The organism is Microcystis sp. M53603_WE2 (genome assembly GCF_030065435.1).
Window position 1 is genome coordinate 1 of record NZ_JASJFF010000797.1, and the last position, 2,159, is coordinate 2,159.

General features: G+C 44.0%; 1 protein-coding gene and 1 pseudogene. One reads left to right on the forward strand and one right to left on the reverse strand.

Annotation, left to right across the window (positions count from 1 at the left end):
* A partial coding sequence (locus tag PX481_RS17010; protein WP_288095118.1) for a mechanosensitive ion channel family protein occupies window positions 1–1,700 on the reverse strand: 1,700 nt, incomplete at its 3' end.
* Window positions 1,701–1,952: 252 nt separating this feature from the next.
* On the opposite strand from PX481_RS17010, the pseudogene PX481_RS17015 reads away from it, so the two are divergent.
* A pseudogene (locus PX481_RS17015) lies at window positions 1,953–2,159 on the forward strand (lipoyl synthase); the annotation flags it as partial.

Consider the following 2,159-nt stretch of genomic DNA (forward strand, 5'->3'; position numbering starts at 1 on the left):
AGGAAACTTTGTTGGGGGATACCGATGTGAATTCCCTTCTCCTCAAAAGCAATTTTTAGACGACGACGATACTCTCTTTCTATGTCCCATTGTCGTAATCTTTTGACGACAATTCTGAGCATAATTTCCATCCCCGTGTGAGAAACCCGACTAACACCAGCAACCTGCACGGGATCGATGATATCTTTTTGCCATTGTGGATCTACAGCCATATTTTCAGCGATGGCTGCCATTAAAGCGATCGCCACATCTGGCTCGGTCTGATAGGCGACTTCAATGGTAAAATTGACCCGCGCCCAATCTTTACTGAGGTTGTGTGCGCTAATAATTTGGTTATGGGCAATAGTGATTAAACGTCCATCGGCAGCCCGCAATTGAGTCGCTCGCAAACTCATATTTTCCACCAAACCGATAAACTCCTGAAACTGGATCATATCACCGACAGTGTATTGGTCTTCAAAGATAATTAGAAAACCGTTAATCCAATCTTTTAAAAGATCCTGAAAGGCAAAGGTGAGCAATGCTCCCACTAAACCGGCTCCCGTGAGTAAAAAGGCGAAAGAAAGGCCCATCCAACTCAAAAAAACCAAAATTCCCAGAAAAATAGCGATAAATGTGATAATTTGTCGCCAAACTTCTAATAAAGTGGGAGCGCGCAGAATCCTCCTTTCCAAATTTTCGGAAAAAACCGCTCCTTCCTCTACCCACTCCCGTAGCCGAGAATTAACGTAGAGATTAATCATATTGCTCACTGATGTCAGCAGCAACCAGATAATAAAAATCCGTAAAGGAATACGAATTATTCCGCGTCCTTCTAGCCTAGTTTCAGGAAATACATACAAAATCGCCGCTATTCCGCCAAACCAAAGCAGTATCAGTCCAATAAGAGCCAGTCTTTTCCAGAGAATATTTAGCGTCAGTTGTCGCTGAATATCAGCCTGTTGACGGAAATTAGAGGAATCTTCTAGAGAGGCTAAAATCGGTTCTTGGGAGCGATCTTTTCTGGGGGGGGAATTTATAGGTAAATTTCGATCGGATTGACTTTTAGCCTGTTTTTTGAGGAGATTGAAGCGATTTCTTAAACGTTTCTGCCACCAAATTGATACCCAGCTTAAGAAAATTAGCCCCAAAATAATTATAGTGGCAGTCATTACCTGTTGCCGACGAGGGGCGGGCTGACGTTCTTGCCAAGCTTGGATCAAAGCTGTTTGGATGATTTTAACCCATCTGTCCGCTAAATCGCCAACAGAAGAAGAATCGATCAGGGCATCAACTTCTGTCACTGTCAGAATTACCTGTTGCGGTAAATTCTGGTTATCCTTGGCCACAATCACGGTTAAATTATTGAGAGTCGCCGTACTTACTTGCAGGGTTGTCGGATCGAAACCCCGATTGATAATATTATTTAAGCCCCTTTCAATGCGGCTAGCCCGTCTTTCTACCGGGGAGAGTTCCCGGGACTCAGAAGCGGTAAAATCTTGGGAGGCAATCTGAAATAAGGCAAATCCATCTAGATTCACGGAAGCATATTCTATATCCCCGGCTACAAAAATCCTTGTCCCCGTGGGAGATGCAAATGGAACTAGAAAATTTTGGCCTAGGGATGGCAGGGAATTAAGAACAAATATACTAACTAAGAGGCAACCCGCCAATCCTTGAATGACCAGATTGAAAATTTTTCTCCGTTGCCATCGTCCCATTGCCTAAGTTTCCTTTTTGATTAACAATGATCTTTACCCGCTTTCTCAGCTTATAGCAGTTATCTTAATGGTGAGATAGGAAGTTTTCGTTTTGGGGAGTCGGTTATCAGCTTTTTAGCTATCAGCCGTCAGCTTTTATTTATTCTCCCTTCTCTCTTCTCCCTTCTCCCTTCTACCCTCTCCCCAACCCCAACCCCTCACTGATAACTGATTACTGATAACTGAAATCCCCAACACCCTACTTAACTTCTCATGTCCAATATTTCCCCACAGTGGCGCAAGGAAATTACCTCTTTACCCCCTTGGTTACGGCGTTCGCTCGGCAAATCTAGCGAAATTTCCACGGTTCAGCGCATTATCAAACAAAGGAACATTCATACTATCTGCGAGGAGGGTCGCTGTCCCAATCGCGGCGAATGTTATGCCCAAGGTACGGCGACTTTTTTGTTGATGGGTCCC